General features: G+C 40.8%; 14 protein-coding genes. 8 read left to right on the top strand and 6 right to left on the bottom strand.

The features are described 5' to 3' along the window. Positions 1 to 176: 176 nt before the first annotated feature. Genes VB732_RS30535 through VB732_RS30525 form a run of 3 tightly spaced genes read left to right on the top strand, consistent with a single transcriptional unit; the run spans position 177 to position 3,262 of the window. A complete protein-coding gene (locus VB732_RS30535) occupies positions 177 to 893 on the top strand; it encodes a hypothetical protein (protein WP_323234605.1) in 717 nt (238 codons plus the stop codon). Positions 894 to 917: 24 nt separating this feature from the next. After that, positions 918 to 1,466 (top strand): hypothetical protein, encoded by a 549-nt coding sequence (locus VB732_RS30530; RefSeq protein ID WP_323234604.1) that lies wholly within the window; start codon positions 918 to 920, stop codon positions 1,464 to 1,466. Beyond that, on the top strand, positions 1,463 to 3,262 hold the full coding sequence (locus VB732_RS30525; protein WP_323234603.1) for a hypothetical protein: 1,800 nt from the start codon (positions 1,463 to 1,465) through the stop codon (positions 3,260 to 3,262). The genes VB732_RS30530 and VB732_RS30525 overlap by 4 nt, the downstream gene beginning before the upstream one ends. A 328-nt stretch (positions 3,263 to 3,590) precedes the next feature. On the opposite strand, the gene VB732_RS30520 is transcribed toward VB732_RS30525, so the two are convergent. The 3 genes from VB732_RS30520 to VB732_RS30510 form a co-directional block, all read right to left on the bottom strand. Beyond that, positions 3,591 to 4,166 (bottom strand): hypothetical protein, encoded by a 576-nt coding sequence (locus VB732_RS30520; RefSeq protein ID WP_323234602.1) that lies wholly within the window; start codon positions 4,164 to 4,166, stop codon positions 3,591 to 3,593. Positions 4,167 to 4,176: 10 nt separating this feature from the next. Continuing rightward, the gene (locus VB732_RS30515) at positions 4,177 to 4,416 is read right to left on the bottom strand and encodes a hypothetical protein (RefSeq protein WP_323234601.1); all 240 of its coding nucleotides are present in this window, start codon (positions 4,414 to 4,416) and stop codon (positions 4,177 to 4,179) included. 361 nt (positions 4,417 to 4,777) lie between these two features. Continuing rightward, positions 4,778 to 4,954: a hypothetical protein gene (locus VB732_RS30510; protein ID WP_323234619.1), complete on the bottom strand. Its 177-nt coding sequence runs from the start codon at positions 4,952 to 4,954 to the stop codon at positions 4,778 to 4,780. Between VB732_RS30510 and VB732_RS30505 the strand changes: the two genes are divergently transcribed. From VB732_RS30505 to VB732_RS30495, 3 genes are read left to right on the top strand one after another with little or no spacing between them, the layout of a single operon-like run. Then, the gene (locus VB732_RS30505) at positions 4,875 to 6,089 is read left to right on the top strand and encodes a hypothetical protein (RefSeq protein WP_323234600.1); all 1,215 of its coding nucleotides are present in this window, start codon (positions 4,875 to 4,877) and stop codon (positions 6,087 to 6,089) included. The genes VB732_RS30510 and VB732_RS30505 overlap by 80 nt on opposite strands. Continuing rightward, positions 6,086 to 9,295, top strand: a complete 3,210-nt coding sequence (locus tag VB732_RS30500) for a hypothetical protein (RefSeq protein ID WP_323234599.1) — start codon at positions 6,086 to 6,088, stop codon at positions 9,293 to 9,295. Before VB732_RS30505 ends, VB732_RS30500 begins: the two co-directional genes overlap by 4 nt. A 44-nt stretch (positions 9,296 to 9,339) precedes the next feature. Further along, complete coding sequence (locus tag VB732_RS30495; RefSeq protein ID WP_323234598.1) at positions 9,340 to 12,348, top strand: pPIWI_RE module domain-containing protein; 3,009 nt, start codon at positions 9,340 to 9,342, stop codon at positions 12,346 to 12,348. A 42-nt stretch (positions 12,349 to 12,390) separates the two neighbouring features. On the opposite strand, the gene VB732_RS30490 is transcribed toward VB732_RS30495, so the two are convergent. Beyond that, positions 12,391 to 13,419 carry a tyrosine-type recombinase/integrase gene (locus VB732_RS30490; RefSeq protein ID WP_323234597.1) on the bottom strand — a complete coding sequence of 343 codons (1,029 nt, stop codon included), beginning with the start codon at positions 13,417 to 13,419 and terminating at the stop codon, positions 12,391 to 12,393. Between the two features lie 75 nt (positions 13,420 to 13,494). Here VB732_RS30490 and VB732_RS30485 point away from each other — a divergent pair, with 75 nt between their 5' ends. Both VB732_RS30485 and VB732_RS30480 read left to right on the top strand, forming a co-directional pair. Continuing rightward, entirely contained in the window at positions 13,495 to 13,647 is a 153-nt protein-coding gene (locus VB732_RS30485) for a hypothetical protein (protein ID WP_323234596.1), read from the top strand. 261 nt (positions 13,648 to 13,908) lie between these two features. Continuing rightward, positions 13,909 to 14,979: a pentapeptide repeat-containing protein gene (locus VB732_RS30480; protein WP_323234595.1), complete on the top strand. Its 1,071-nt coding sequence runs from the start codon at positions 13,909 to 13,911 to the stop codon at positions 14,977 to 14,979. A 154-nt stretch (positions 14,980 to 15,133) separates the two neighbouring features. Here VB732_RS30480 and VB732_RS30475 read toward each other — a convergent pair whose 3' ends face one another. Both VB732_RS30475 and VB732_RS30470 read right to left on the bottom strand, forming a co-directional pair. Then, positions 15,134 to 15,589 carry a hypothetical protein gene (locus VB732_RS30475; RefSeq protein ID WP_323234594.1) on the bottom strand — a complete coding sequence of 152 codons (456 nt, stop codon included), beginning with the start codon at positions 15,587 to 15,589 and terminating at the stop codon, positions 15,134 to 15,136. Between the two features lie 2 nt (positions 15,590 to 15,591). Further along, positions 15,592 to 15,961: ParA family protein (locus VB732_RS30470; RefSeq protein ID WP_416235788.1), on the bottom strand; the 370-nt coding region annotated here is incomplete at its 5' end.

Genomic DNA, 15,961 nt, shown 5'->3' with positions numbered 1-15,961 from the left:
TCTTGGCGTTTGGTGAGAACAGGTTTGATTTAATTTCCGAAGATTTTGACGACCCCATAAGGCAATTAGCAACGAGAATTTATAACCGATTTGAAGAGATGGGTTATTGGGATGAATTGCCCCAAGGGTCTAGCGATATCGACTACGACAACATACCTTATTAGGAGAAGAACGCAATGGACTTTGCAATACGTAATCCGGTAGTTGGTCATAGTTCGCATATCGACGAGAAAGCACAATCTTGGGGAGGATTTGAGTCTGATATTCTGGGCTATCTCTCTGATATAAATAAGCTCGAACAGTTTGCGGATTATGCGAATAACGCCCAAGAATTATCTGACCGATTAGAGCCATTTCTGGACAATGCAAAAGTGGTCTTTGAGGCGATGGAGAAGTTGACCAAAGGGCAGGTCACTTGGACTGAACTTCGTAAACAATACGGCTCTCATGTTGCGGGTGCTATCGCCAAAATTCGCAAACTCAATTCGGAATTTGATTCAGAAATGAGTAAAATAGATGCCCAAGATAGAGCCGACTTGCTGCGAATTGACCAAAAACGTAAGCACGGACTAGCCGAAGTTGCAGCCCAATTACATCACGACTTACAAGCTGAATTATGGCGGCATGAAAATAAAATCAGCAGCATAGAAAATAAGCAAACTGTGCAAGCTGAACGTCAAGCCATCACAACAGGACTGAGAGAGAAAAGACAACAACTGTTAGCCCGTGCAAGATTTGGCTCAAGGGCATTAGAGCCTAATCTTACACCCCAAGAAGTCATACCAGTTACTAGCCAAAATCATGCACCAGCATCTAGTGTTTCTGCAACGGGAACAGTTCGCGGTTGGGGTGCGATGTTGGGTAACTTGTGGCAGAAACTAGGCGACAGATAACTATTAGTTAAAAGGCAAAGGCTGATGCTAGTAAGGAAACGAAATGAAGATCCTCATAGCGTCAGCCCTTTCTTGCATGAAGGGCTGGCACAAACACCACAATCAACTAAGCAGCATCAACAACCCGAACAGTTACCACCACTGCCAGAAAATAACAGAGGTAGAACATTTAGACGTGCTGGTAACGCCTGTGAAATTGTCGCTGGCAGTTGTTTAAATAGTGCAGTTATTTTCACCTTTCATCTATTGCAAGTTCACCCAGTTGGAATGTTCCTTGCTGTGGGTACTGCACACTTGTATTTTACTGCCACTGCAACAGGTGAAGGGAACAACCGTTTCGTCACTAATTTAATGACTGGTTGCAGTGCTTCATTAGCGTTGTTATGTGCCCTCAATGAACCGATTAGTGAATGGAATGAAGCGAGAACTTCTACTAGCACAGTTAAGACTTCTATTGAGTCGGTTTATAAGCCAAAAACTGCTGAATCTTCAAGTTGGATGGATGGTGCAGGAGTGGGCATATTTCTAGCGATATTAATGATTTTTCTATTTGGTGGAAGTCAGAGGAAATGAATTATTTAACCGACAAACATAAACAGTTATCCGAGTCGCAACAATCGGGTTTAATGTTGTGGTTTGGTCGCCTACCGATGGATAAAAAAGCTGTTGCCATTGGGCTGAGTTTGACTGTAGGTATTGGATCAGCTGCAATGGCATGGCAGGGAACGAGCAGCGATCGGATCTACTTCTGCATCAAAACCCCTTCAAAAACATTGGTGTGTCGGGATAAAGATAACCGACCGTTTCGCATGACCCCCTTCTACTGGCAAGAATGGAAACTGTCTGGAATGCCCCGCCAAGTTGTCAGAGATGCAGCAACCGGAGTTAACGGCTTAGTCAAAGCGACTAACCCATATAAACCGTTTTGGGGTTTTGGGGGATTCCTGGGGTTTGCGCTTGCTGGGTGGATGCTGCGCCATTGCCAATCGGAAGAGAAACAGAGAGCAGTTTTTGAAGACATAGCCCAAAAACGGGATGCTGCAAAAGCTGAGATGGCTGCACGTTCCGAGCTACTAGAGAGTTGCCGAGACGTTGCGATCGCAGAAGTCCAATTGCAAGCCGACTTGGATCTAATCGCCAATGATCGCACTGTGGATATTCAAAAAGCCGAGATTTACGCCCACACGGAAATTGAAGTTACCCAAATGGAGGCAACTGATGCACTTTTCGAGGCGCAAACGGCTGGGATGACCGAGCAACAGAAAGCAGATTACATTAAGCAGTTGCGCGAGATGAAAACGCCCTATCTACAAGGTAGTCAGACTTTACAGGGGACAATTGACCCCAACGACAAGGTTACTGGGGCAGACAGCCAAGCGATTGCACCAATACTCAACCCTGTCGCATGGGTGCAGAATTTAGTCAAGCAGACCTGCTTAATTTGGGGCAACCAAGGGGGCGGTAAATCTTGGCTAGCCCGTTATGTAATCCAACTCAAAAAACAAGCCGGCTACCGTGTGATTGTCCTTGACCCCGACTCGAACCGTAGTGAATGGCGAGGGATTGAAAGTTACCACTCTTGGGAGGATATCGAACAACAGATCCGCGATTACGTTAGTGAACTGGAATCACGGTTAAAAACCTTTAATAATTCATCATTGAGTGAGTCGCAATGGCGGCAGAAACTTTGGGCAGAAGGTAAAGCTTTGTCTTTAATCTGTGAGGAGGCCACCACATACGGCGACTTCATTAAAGATGCAGAACTGTTAGACAAATTCGGCAAGCTTGCACTTACTAAAAGCCGCAAACAAGAGATGCCCATTACTGTGGTAGCTCACAACAACACCCAGACGTGTTTATTTGGCATTAAGGGATTACATAATCTGGTTTCTAAGATGCTCCAAGTTGAATGTTTGGCAGAAGTAGATCCAGTTACACTACAGCCTTCATCAACTGGTTTTGCTAAGGTAAAACTCGATAGTTCTAACGAATGGCTTGATGTTAATCTGCCCAAAATGACAGCGAAAATATCTGACTTTAGCGACGCTCTCCCAGCAGAATCTAACCCCAATCCCCCTATCGATAAAGCCACTTTGGAGCGCATTTATGAACTGGAATTCAATCTTGGTAATAAAGCAGGTGACACCCAAGATGAACCTAAGAAACTATCACCCCAGGCGCAAAAGTTGTATGAATATCTCACCAGAACTGAACGAATTGAAGCTGATGTAAGAGAGTTCAAAGGCAACTTTAAAGTGAACGGTGAGAGATTTAGTGTTGAGCAAATCAAGGGCTGGATGTATGAAATTGTGGGGGCAGGATTGGCGGACTGGATAGGCGAGGGTGTTATCAGGCTCAATCAAATTTGACTGCGATTGGTGTCTGGTGTCTAGCCCCAAAAACGCCCATTTTTAGCGGACACTGGACACCGGACACCACAGACACCAAAGCTTGAAAGCCTTATCTAGTATAGACACCAGCAGACACTACCCCAGACACCGCCCAGACACCAAGTGTCTTAAGCGTGTCCGCTAGACACCAATAATAAATCAGCCAATAAATAGCCAGTTATTATTAGATCGAGAAAGCAATTACCATATTAGATTTAATGAAATTATTTAAAGTTAATTTAATTAGAGATGAAGGCTGTCCCTTATAGATATTTCTCTGTTGAGATAGCCTGTTTAATTTTTTTAACTAATACTGAGGTCGTCCTTGTACTCCCATTTTTTCTGTATTTTGATTATATATAAAGACCTCTCCAAAACTTTTACCCTGATAAATGTGTTTTTGCTGGTATGGTCGTTCTAAAAATTCCCCCCAACAACAAACAATTAAGTCGGATTTATCTACCATATTTTCTATCTCTATACCGAGTTTTGTACCCACTTCCTGCATCTCTTCTTTAAATGTTTTGATATCTTTCCGATATTCTTCGGGAAGACCTTTATTAAGCTCAAGTAAGTTTTTTATTCTTTGACCAGGTGGTAACTGTTGTTTTATTTTTTTTAATGGATCATAATGTATTAGTAAAATGGCAAGGTTTTTATTTTGCTGCTGACCTAGCCAGGGAATTGTGAAGCTTGGTTCAAGCTCTGCATTAAATAAAACAACATAGTTATTTGGATTATTTTGATTAAATTCAGAGGTATCTAAGTAGGGCTGCCCCTCAATCAAAGTTATATTTTGTGGATTCCATTGTCTTGCTTTTACAGCATCCTCATCACTGGTGTACCGAAACCGAACTAAACTTACATTATGTGTAGATGACATAGACATATTTTTAGATATTTAGCAATGTTCTTACAACTTCATCTTCAGTAACCTCTATTAAATCGTTGCTATGAACTTGTTTTGTTCTTGAACTGAGTTCAATCATTCCACCTATACCAATTAAAATTCTAAGGTTTAAGTAATCGTTAACTGAAGATTGGTTAGCTCTAGTTGCAAAAGCAGAAAGACCACTTCCTTCTAAAACTCCATAATTTCCTGTTGCCTTATTCTTATAATATTTTTTAGCCATAGTTTATTTATTCAACACTATTAGTAAAATATCAAATATTTTATTTTCTTGCCGCAGTCGGCTAATCTCCATGAGATGCCAAATCTTGTAAAGATTTGCAGCAAAATCTTTCTACTGCTATGAATCAGCTGTATTGGTATCAAACCGGCTTACCACTTGGGCAAAACGCTGCTAACGCATCAATCGCCTTAAGAGCCAGCCGCCGACTGCCGCCCCATCTTTAGCTTGCTGAGGGTGCGATTGCGCGGAGCGCATTGCCTCATAAAGGTTTCTTTGAAGAGCCAGAAGCCTTTATCTGTAAGTTATATAGCCCATAATCTGGTAATTATTATATTTTTTGCATAGGTTTGCATAGGAAAATCTAGATAAATGCATTATAGTAAAGAACAATAATTGAGGAAAAACCAATTTCAGAGTATGTAAGCCCAAATGAGGCAGCACGACGGCTGGGAGTAAGCGTGGACTCCTTGAGACGATGGGAAGCTGCGGGCAAAATTAATGCAATCCGAACGCCATCTGGACAGAGAAGATTTGACATGAACTCCTACGTGCCAGGCGATAAACCTGATACAAAGGCTAGCTCAAAAAAGGTAAAGACAACAGATGATGAATCAACCCTGCGTCAGATAGCTAAGGGAATAGTTCAGTATGCACAGCAAATGCAAAAGCTAAAACTTTTTCCTTATCCAGTAGTTCTGCAACTGGGAGTAGAAAAATTACAAGCTATTTGTGTGATGCAAAATAAAACACAACCTCAAGGAATTCCAGATTTCCTCAGTAACTGGGCAGAACATCCTATTAGAGATTGGACTATTGAAATTGACTGTCCAGAAGAGTGGAAGGATGTTCAATTTGTAGAAGACCAAAAGCCTAGTGGATTTTGTATTGAATTAGATGGGTCATATATTAACGAAGCCGAGCGGATTCAAAAAGAGGTCATGGAAGAAGTTTTTAGAAAATCCGCACAAGACCCAAACCTATATGTAGATTTTCGCCGCTTACTTGTTACCAACTCTGTGATTACAAAGGGAGAGCGAGATATTAAAGCTGTTCTGCAACTCAAGCCATTACAAAAAGTCTTAGAAGATAGTTATGAAGAAGCTCCAGCCTCTTACAAAAAACAGGGAAAGTTTTACTGCTGTGGTCACTGTGGTGGGTTAATGCATCGGACTGTGGACAATCAATTAAAGTGTGAGAACAAACATTGCGCTAAACAAAAAAAAGCCGCAGTTCCTTTTGAATGTGATAAAGATGACCAAGTTTTATGGCTCAAAAAAGGGCTGCGATATTTTATTCATCGACCTGGGTGTGCAGAACTAAGAATAGAAAAACGTATGAGTGAGTTAGGATTAGAAGTTATTCTATATCCTGATTTTGATAAATACGACCTGCATATTGTCTTTCCTGATAAAACAGTCTGGGCAGTTGACGTAAAGTTTTGGGAATCTGCATATAACTTAGCTAAGAAGGTTAACGAGCCTATCCCTAGACTTACCTATCAGCCATACCACGAAGCCTTTTTTGTATTTGCTGATGACATTAGAGAATATGGAGACGAGTATATTCAAGAGTTCATAAATCACTGTCCAGTTAAATTAAAAAAGTCTCAGATAATGTTTGAAGAGACTTTTCTGAAAGCAGTTGAGAAAAAATTAAAAACTTGTCAATTATGAGAAATACCAAAGAATGGCGGACTCGACTAATTAAAGAAGGATTAGACGAAAACTTATGTGATGTGGAGTTAGGACTGTACTTATTAAGCTCCTTAGTTCCAAATGCTCCCGCAAGTAGTCTATGGGTATTGCTGACTGGTTATCTTTTCTCTATCCCAGAATTTCAAAACTGGAGTCAGTCGCAACATAAAATGTATGCTTCTGGTCGTCATTTATTGACAGAGTACAGAAGACCATATCTATGGACAGAAGCACTAAAGAATTATTGCTCTTCCGCCGCAGACCAGCGCGGATATGAAATATCTGAGTCTCTAAAAGAGTTTCAAGTCAACAGCAATATAACAACTGCAAATTTTAGATTTAATGTATACGCAAAGATATTAAAATCTCCTATTCCATTATTGAAAAGGCGCGAAAGAAAATGGGCAGAGGCTGACCAAACATATAAGTGTGAAGTAAATGGAATCATAGAAACAGTTACCATCCCTTCTGCCCTTGTAAAGTCTCCACCAAATAGCCACAATTTAAGTGGTAAACCCCAACGCGCTCCACTTTGTATAACTTGGAAAGAACTGGAAGATACCGCAGCATGGATGGACAGACAAAGTAGGAAACGAGGGCTAAAATCACAGTGGAAAACTTGGATAAAGAATGTCAAATTACAGGTATTTGGTGATAATGATTGTCTACTCCGAGTCGAATCCCTAACCATCAATAAGATGATGCATCTAGTTGGAATGGTATCATCAGGCAAATCCAACTTAATGAAAGTCCTGGCAGTCTGGGCAGCAAGAAAGGAATTACACATCACGTTAATCGTAGGAGATGTCCTTCAAATATTTGAATTAGCAAAGACTTTTGCTGATGTAGGAGTAACTGATGTTGCTCCAATTTTAGGAAATTCCAACAGAAAGAGCCATATTAATCGATTGCATCAAGCTGTTTATAATAACCATACTGAAGAACCATTCAATCAAGCACATCCCGGTTTTCAATGGATAAGTAATACTTGCTTGTTGAGCGGTCTGGTTAACCCAGAAATGTCAAAACCGTTTGAAATAGGAAAACAACCTTGTGTATCTCTACAACTTATTAAAAAATCAGAATCCACAGACCTAGAAAATAATGAGGCAGATGAGAAACAGTCAGAGTCACCAAAAGGGAAAATGGCTTGTCCTGCTTACAGCGTATGCTCTTACCACCAAAAAGAACGTGACTTAGTAAAAGCTTCCATCTGGATTGCTACACCGGGAAGTCTAGTTTACAGCAGGGTGCCACAACAGATAAACCAAGAAAGTTTACTTTATGCTGAGTTGGTTTGGAGGCATAGTGACTTAGTAATTGTGGATGAAGTAGACCAATATCAAGCTTATTTGGATAAAGCATTTAGCCCAGATCAGACATTACGCCGACCGACAAGAGATGCTTGGTTGGATGAAGTTTTACAAAAAGTCGAAGATGAATTAGTGCGTCAAAATTCTCAACCACTTCGAGAAAAAATCGTCAGTGATTGGTGGGATGCTTGCCAACAAGCTAAACGAGTGACAGACCAAATTTATCGGATGTTAGGAGGGGATTATCCTGAATTATCTCAATGGCAAAATAGTAAAAAATATTTTACCGATTGGTTGCTATTGCGAGAAGTTGCTATTGATTTAGTCGGAACTAAAAACGCCGATAATTTAATGAAGGATATATTTCAACCTTATATAAATAATTTAGACAACGACAAGGATCTACTTTTTACCCTCACTCACAAAGCTAGTGGCAGGAAAAATGCCCTTATTGAGTGGGTCAAGAAACAAGCCACTATTCCTTTAGAAACAGAGAATATTCAAGAAATTGCCGTTAAGTTAGAGTTTGCATTATTAGTCTGTGTTCTACAAAACAAACTTGACTTTATGATGCGTCACTGGAGACAAGTACAAGACATCCTCAAACTGGAAGCAGAAGATTCAATGTGGTTTCAAGCACCACCCGCAGAGTACAACGCAATAATTCCCGCGATGCCAATGGGAAATCAGTTGGCATTCCAGTACCATAAATCTTATAAAGAACAGTTAGGAAGTCTCCGGTTTTTCCGTTGCACAGGCATTGGTCGTTGGTCACTTCTACATTTCAATGATTTGTTCGCCAGCGACGACATAGCAAGTCCCCACATATTGCTGATGTCAGGAACCAGTTGGGCGGGTAAATCTCCGGCATACCATGTTCATGTACCAGTAACCGGAGTTTTATCACCAAATACTAATAAGGGATTTTCAATCTCCTCTGAGTTTTTACCCTTATATGATGACCAAAATCAACCAATCTTTGTGTCAGGAACAGGGGATAAAAAACAGAATAACTTGGAGAAAATTGTCACCAAGTTAGTAGAGGAAGAATATTTAGAGCAAAAACTAACAGACCTTCAAGGACGAAAAATACTGTTGGTAGTCAATAGCTATGAACAAGTAAAAATAGTCCACGACCATTTAGTTCGTCTGAGGTGGGGAAATCGAGTTATAGCTTTAACGAGAGATGATAATAAATCTGAGTGGCTAGATGATGACTCAGAGAATGAAACACATAACACATTGCAACGAGGACGAGTATCTGAGTTTGCCAACAAACCTGACAAGGTAATTCTGATAGCTCCACTAAAAGCGATTGAGCGTGGTCACAATATTGTTGATCAGAAAGGAATGGCAGTAATTGGGGCAGCTTACTTCCTGGTTTTACCCCACCCAAGTCCTGATGACCTCAGTTATGCGATTCACTCCATAAACCGTTGGGCAATTGAAAACTATAAGACATTTGGGGGAGAAAATCTTGAGGACTTAGGTACTAATTTTCGAGACACAGCTTATCGTCAATGGCTGCGGTTGCTACACCTACCAGTAAGGCTAAGAACTCTTGATGAGAAAAACTTATCTGCTATGCATTGGGATATTGCCGTTTCACTCTGGCAGGTGGTAGGTCGTCTTATTCGTGGTAGTAGTAATGCAGAACTATTCTGGTGCGATGCCAAGTTTGGACTTAATGTTGCACAGATGAATGAACAAGAGGATACCCCTTCAACCAGCATCCTTGTTGGCATCCGAGATTTGCTACAACCCTATTTTGAGGAGGATGATCCTCTGATTACCCAACGGGATAGGCAGATAGTTCAAGCTCTTTATCGCCCATTTTATGAAGCGGTCGCCAAAACTAAAAATCTTTTCTGACGTTCTTCCGTAAACATTTCACAAAATTACACATAATTTGATTTATGTCATTACCTAAATACAACAAAATCCGCCTGTGTGCTTTCCGACTCAAACATAACTTACCCGCTAAAATTTTTTATGCACTGAAATTTCCAGAGGCGGCCAAAGAGCGATTAAAAAAAATTTTAGCAGAGAGAGACAGCCGTGATGAAGGCAAAGTAGGGATTCCTATATCATCACTCAATGCTGCTTTGCGGGCAAGCATCCCTGGTTTAATTTACATTGGTAAAATTTGGGATAAATTTTGGTTATATAGCCCAGTTGAAATTTCCACAGATAAATTATCAGTAATTCTCTCTCATTGGTTAGATACTGAATTTCCAGATGAAACTCCAAATAAGTACAAGAGGGGGTTAACCTTTGAGCAACGACAAGCTGTAATGCAGCTGTTGTCCCCTGACAATTTAAAGTGGGAATCAGTGACTCTAAAAACGGAACTATGGAAAAATCACCCTAATGGAACTGCCAATATTAACGAAGACAAAGATGTAGATGGGTTCATTCTATTGCCTGATATTCTTGCAACGCAACTGAGCAAACCAGAGTTGAAGTTCCAATTAAATGATGAAATAATTCAGTTCTATCGCTGTGCGCCATTGGAGGGATCAGGAGCAGAATTGATATCTTGGCCTCCGCTAAAGTACACACAAAACAAACGTACTTACTATTATTCAATATTTCTAACTTTGAAAGTACAAACGGTTCCATTCCAGCCATATCCTCAACTGCAATGCGATATGAGTATCCGGCGGTGGTGCAGTATAAATGATACGCGTTTGCTACCAGGAAGGCAAGCTAGTTCTGTGTATATTCGTACCAAGCTTAAATGGGGGAAGGGATTAAATCCTTACGGTTATACCGAATATTTTCAAGTAGCTCCACTGGTATGGAAAGGAGAGCCTAAATGGGCTAACAACTTAGCTAATCTGTTAGATAAATTCAACCCTCTTCCATACACTCCAGAACAAATTTTAGCTAATCCGATACAAGCACTTAATCTCCAAGATATTCCTAATCTTTGTATTACCTACAAAGATGGTATGATTCCCGGTCATAAAGTAGGGAAAGGATTGCCACCAATTAACCGCCGTCAATTCGCTGAACAAATTGCATTGTTATTACAAGATGATTGGGAACTAATAGGATATGAGCGGTTTAATTATCAAATAAATACCAAGCAATCTGCTCAAATCTTTGACTTACCCAAACCGGATGGTACATCTTGGACTATGGGCATACCAAAAAGAAAAAAAGCGGAATCGGAGGAGCAATTTCAAGCTAGGTATGAGAAATTAATAAAAAAACAAGAATTAGAGAGAGAGCAACTTCAAAATAAAGTTAATATTTCAGATAAACAATTCCAATCTAGACACGAAAATCTTTTGAAAAAACAAGAATCAGAGAGGAATGAGTTTCATAAAAAAGAAGACGAAATAGATGAAGAATTTAAAATTAGATCCGAGAAATTATTAGAAGAATTTACAGAAAAACTCCGCTCAGAGAGTAAAAGGCTTGGTGAAGCCATACGTAACTGTATTGGCAAAGAGCTAACCATTGAAATTTGGTATATTAACGAATCAACACGCGATGCACTTATAAAAGCAGTATGGTATTGCCTGGGATTGAAAACAGCGACAGCAGGTGTTCATAACTTACCAGATATAGATTTGACTGTAACTTTACGCACGCAAGGAATAGGGAAATTAGCAGAACGTTTACCTTTATCTATAGATCCGAAAAAAAGACCGAATTCCGAACAAAGAAAAAAAGCTATCAACATCCGAATCAATGAGGTAGCAGAAACTGTTAATAAAATGCCACCTGTGACAGGTAAGGTAGGGGTATTAGTTGAACTTTATGGGGAAAATCATTGGAAACCTGAATGGACAGATCCCCAAGCAGTTATTCGCTTAGGCTTTGCTCAAGAGAAAATTGACAGGGTATCTAAGTTTATTGTCCCTGAACATGAGGAATTAAAAAAGGAATATGAAAAGGCAGCAAAAGATAAAGGAAGAGAGTTAAACAGATACGAACAGAATGAAATTAATGGATTACAAGAAGAGCTACCGCAGAAAGCGATAACTTCTTTTTTAGACCTACTGCGGTCGCTGGGAGTACAGATAGCTCTGCCTCGTATAGTTATTCCATCAGCAATTCTTCCTGAACCTCTTACTTACGTTGGTTTATTCTTGGTTAACCGCACTTCTAAAACCAGCGCTCATGGGAAACAACAACTCATCCCAGTTATGGTAAAAATGCGTTCAGACTCTCAAATAATTGAAGCCACTTTCAATGGTCTATCTGATTGGATACCCTACGATGAAGCTTTAAGGCAAATAAACACAAAAGGAACATCTATTACAGGAGATAACAACGAGTTGAAAAAGGAGATAAAAGGATTTATCAAACGAATGCTGCAAACCAAAGAGTTAAGAGGTAAAGATACATTACTCTTCTGTGATGCCCAAAACATACGAAGGTATTGGGCATGGCTACAAGATACACAAATATCTCAAGAAGGGATAGTTTTTGGCACCGAATCTCCTCAAATGATGCCAAAAGTTCGCGTAGTTCGGGTACGCCAAAATGGAGAAACTCCAGAATGGTATGCTCTGCATGATAAAGAGAAGCAGAAGGTAAAGTTGTTTGATAATTTGATGGAACTTGAACAAATAAGTGTGGCGACAGAGGGGCTATTTAAGACGGACAGCAATGAACGTATATTTCTTAGTATTGGGCAAAAATCTAATACAATGCCAAAGGAAAAACTCGATTTCAGTAAATTTCATAAACCTCAACTCCACTGGTCAAACCCTGCAATACTTGAGTTAGTAGTAGCTTGTATACAACCAGAAGATGAACCTTGGCATTGGGCAGTATTGACGCATGAATTACGTCGGATGGCATTGCAATACAAAGATACCTTAGCTCGTCCAATTGTTCTTCACTTAGCAGCGCAGATGGCAGATTATGTTTTGATGGTGGATGATGATTCTTCAGAAGACGAATAATTTTTATCTCATGCTTGCTCAAAGCAATAATAGGAGCATTTCTTAATTTTTATCCTCCGAATCCTTCAACATTCCCGTTAACAATTCCGACATCTCCCACAGGTCTTTATTCCGGTTATCGTCATAAATCATCAACGTTCGCGGGTCAGCATGACGGCTCAACTTCTGCACCTTTCTGATATTCCCATCGGTGGCATCAAGCGCCGCCGTAATCGCCGAGTGCCTAACCCTATGTGGTGACATTGGTTTCTTAACCCCCGCCCTCTTAAAAGCAGTAGCCACTATTTTATAGATGGCATCCGTAGTCAATCTATGCCCTTCATTATGAAAATCCAATGCTGTAAATATCGGTAAATTGCCATTCAAATCACCCCTAGCAATTAACCAATCTGCAAGAGCCGCCGCCACATCTTTTGACATATCCAAATATTCTTCATTCGTTCCCTTACCCTTCCCCAAAACCCTCAACTTGCGTCCATAAAAATCAAAGTCACCCACATCTAATTGACATATCTCCTGGCGACGCAACGCTAAACCCCACAGCACCAGAAAAATCGCATAGTTGCGTTTACCAATCAATGTTTCTCTATCAAACTGCTGAATTACAATAGATATCGCTTTGCTATCAACCCCCCGTGTATCTCGGTACGCCTTAACCTTCTCCCCTGAAACATCTTCCAGGGAATAGTTGCACACTCCCAACTTTCGCCCCATCTTCGCCAACGACTTAATCGCCGCCAACCGCCGATTGATTGTCGCCTCCCGCAACCCAGATTTAATCAACATCGCCTTATATTTCAACACCACCATCACTGCCTGCTCTCGCTGCAAGTGCAGAAACTCCAGCACACTATCCCCAGTTGGCGGTAATAAAGTCATCTTCAGAAAGAAATCCCTCAAATCCTTTTCATAAGCCCGTCGAGTATTGGGGTTGCGCTTATCTGCCAACAGCTGCGCCAACACATCCGGGTCTTTATCAAGTTGCGCGTCAAAATATCGGGCGATCGGTGCATCTAAACACGCCTCCAATTCAACTTTAACTAGCTCACCAAAAATTGGCTCGTTAGGCATAAATGCTCACTATTACGTTATTGATAATACAATTTTCCAATAACGACTATCATACCTGGGTAGGGGGGAGCATCAATGAAAACATGGAGTAGAGAGCAAAATACTTCTTGCGGAAGTTTAATGGTGTCAATTAGTAATGGTACGTCTGTAATTTCCTGCTTTGATATCAAAATTGATAGCAAACACTGGGCATCTGGTGCAGCAAACATTGTCCACAGCAGCTTATAAACCACTAGCCGCAGCTTGCCCATGCCACGCCCTGAAGTCGCTACACCTTACGGTATAAAAGAAAGGCTCCGCCTGCCCGAAGCGTTGTGAGCAAAGCTCCGCCAGAGACAATTACGGTGTTACAAGAGTGTCCAGCGTTGCAATAACAAAAGCCAATTTAATTGAAAATACAACGAACGCAATCAGATGCCCTGTGAGGTGAGATACAGTAATCGTTTTCATAAGGCATAAATATTTAAGCGATGGCATGAAGGAATCGCAATGATGGAAGATGAGCATTTTAAAAAACTAAAGCAAGGTGTGGATGCCTGGAATCAGTGGAGGAAGAATAATCCAAGCATAATCCCCTGTCTTAGAGGAGTTGACCTCAGCCATGCTAGTCTTAGGGAATTTGACTTCAGTTATGCAAAACTTAGGGCAGTTAATTTCGCGGAAGCTGACCTCACACAAGCCAACCTTAGTTATGCAGAACTTTGCGGTGCTACGTTGAGGGATGCTGACCTCACACAAGCAAATCTCACACAAGCAAATCTCACACAAGCTAACCTTAGCTATGCGAAACTCTGTGGTGCTACCTTGGAGAAGGCTGACCTTACACAAGCAAATCTTAGAATATCAAAGCTGATTGGAGCTAACCTTAACCAAGCTATTTTACAAAATGCTGAATTGAGCCATGCTAATCTCACTAATGCTAAACTTTGGAAAGCTAACCTTTGGGGTTCTAGACTCGATTACGCAGAATTTTGGGAAACTAACTTGAGCGGAGCTGATCTCAGCGAAATTGAACTTAGGGAGACTAAACTATTAGGTGCAACACTTTGGGGAGCTAACTTGAGCAAAGCTGACCTTAGAGGACTTAACCTCAGTGGATATAATCTCTGTGAAGTTAACTTCAGCGAAGCTAATCTTAGTCGAGTCCATGCGCTGGGAACCGATTTTACTGGAGCAAAGTTTACAGGTGCTTGTATAGAAGATTGGAATATTAACAGCGAAACAAAGCTAGATAATATTGATTGCAAATACGTTTACTTAAAAAGTAGACAACAAAAACGTCTTCCTATTACTGGGGAATTTACACGAGGCGAGTTTCAAACACTCTTTACAGCAGTGTTAAGAACTGCTGATATAATTTTACACGATTGTATCGACCAGAGAACTATACAATTAATTAAAGAGGCGATTCGTCAAGAAATTCAAGGCAATGCTACTCTGAAAAAGAGATTAAAATTTGCCTTAAAAGCTGGGGGATTGGAAGCATTGAAAGCGATATTTAATCACCCACTTTTTAGCATATCTGCTGAGACAATTAGAGGATGGTTAGAAGCAGAATAAAATAGTAGAAAATGGACTGTAATTTGGCAATTACGCAATTATTAAGTCCGAGAAAATAACAGTTTTTTACTTACTTGGATTGGACGACTCATCTTTAGGACTATCTGGCAAAGGGGCAACCAGCGCCGATTAGTGATCGCCTTCTCAACATCTGTTACTTTGACGAGTTACTCAACATAGTTATTAACCGTTTAATTTGACCAACTCGCTTACGTTGGTCGTAGCGGCGTTTGGCTTCAGTGGTGATTTTTTCTAAAAGTGCGTTATCTGCACTAGCAAAAGTCCAAGCAGCTTCTAGAAATACCTCAACTGTGATTCCCCTATCTTTACAAAACCGTGTTAATTCTTGGTCGAGGTCTTTTTCAAGGACGATCGCTGAATGTCGTCGAGTTTCGGGATATTTTTCAAGTTCAGCTTGAAGTTCAGCGATTGTGTCTGCTGGTGTAGCAGTTGGGTTGGCTGGATCGGTAACTGGGCTGGTTTCCTGTGGTGAGTTTTGTTCTTCTGTTTGGGGTTCGGGTTGTACTTTGGGAACGAGTGCATCTTGGCGTGGTTCAACTGTGGAGCGATTGCGTTTGTTGCGTAGTTGGTTGAGTACGTTATCTGACATTTTTATTTACCCCCAAGTGCAGCGTGAATTTTCTCAATTAAAATTTCAAAGGGATATTCCAAGTCGGTATATCCCAACTGCGAGAGAGTTGTACGTTTGTTGATGGCTTGTTTGTAGCGTTCTGATTCGCGGATTGAGGGTATAACTGACCCCTCGCCAACTTCATCACGCATTCCATCTACAGCCGCCCGACTTTCTTGGGCTTGGGTGTTCCCAAACCAACGGTCGCGGAAGGGTAAAACACCTAATACTTGGGCATTCGTTGCGCCGACATCTTGCAAGCCACTGAGTAAGTCCAGTGTCCGCACCAGGGAACCATAACCTTTAACTGATGCTTCGGCGGGGATAATTAAAAAATCTGCTGCGCCGATC

It is taken from the genome of Nostoc sp. UHCC 0252 (assembly GCF_034931145.1).
GTDB lineage: Bacteria > Cyanobacteriota > Cyanobacteriia > Cyanobacteriales > Nostocaceae > Nostoc.
The sequence above is the reverse complement of the archived record's forward strand: the minus strand, read 5'-3'. Positions and strand labels throughout refer to the sequence as shown.